A 992-nucleotide genomic window follows, 5' to 3' on the forward strand; every position below is an offset into this window, starting at 1 on the left:
TTTCTAGGACGAGTATTCAGTGACATGGCAACTTGATTTAAATAATGCTGATCTGCCTGATTTAAATCAATCCCTTTAGGTAAATATTGCCTAATTAAACCATTCATATTTTCGCATGTGCCTTTTTGCCAGGGTGAATGTGGGTCACAGAAATATACATCTATGCCTAAATCTTCTTCAAGTATTTTATGTTCTGCCATCTCGCGTCCACGGTCATAGGTCAACGTTTTACGCAGTTCTGCAGGTAAATATTTCAGAGCTTCAGTTAAAGCCTTGCGCACTGATTCTGCCTTTGCATCAGGTAATGTTGCCAAGATACAGAGCCGTGTATTTCGTTCAATAAGTGTTGCTATCGAACTTTTATTGTCTTTACCTTTAATTAAATCAGCTTCCCAATGACCCGGTATTTTTCTTTCTTGAACTTCGGCTGGGCGCTCATGAATAGTTTTAATATCCTGTAATATAGAATCTTTTTTAGGTTCACCGTTAGCTTTTCGCTTTTTATTTTCATGACGTAGACAGGATAATAAGTCTTTTTTCAACTCACCCTTTGGTAATGCTCGTATCGTTGAATAAATCGTTGTATGGCTTACATTCATTGTTTGATCCAAATCAGGAAATGTCTTTAAACGCTTTGCTATTTGCTGAGGAGACCATAAACAACGGATCGCTTCAACAATAAATTTCCAGAGGATTGAATCGATTTTGAGTTTTCTGTGACCACGTCTACGTCTAGCGAAGGTGTTATCAGAAGCATATCGAGCTTGATAAACGTCATTGATGCTATTTCTTTTAAGCTCACGATAGATCGTACTAGGATGTCTTTTAATGAGTTCAGCAAATTTTCTGGCTGAAAAGCCTTCTTTTCTTGACTCAAGCATTAATGCAGTACGATCTTCAAAGTTAAGATGATGGTATGACAATTTTATATACTCCATAAACCCTTTAAATTAATTAGGTGGTTTATGTCGCACTTCAAGTTTTACTCTGCC

The 992-nt window shown here is 36.9% G+C and carries 1 protein-coding gene; it reads right to left on the minus strand.

The genetic code is table 11. From position 1 onward, the window contains the following. On the minus strand, positions 1–881 hold an 881-nt coding region (locus HYI04_RS16750), incomplete at its 3' end, for an IS30-like element ISAba125 family transposase (protein ID WP_135898008.1). Between the last annotated feature and the right edge of the window lie 111 nt (positions 882–992).

The organism is Acinetobacter sp. SwsAc2, assembly GCF_013391465.1.
Classification (GTDB): Bacteria; Pseudomonadota; Gammaproteobacteria; order Pseudomonadales; family Moraxellaceae; genus Acinetobacter; species Acinetobacter johnsonii.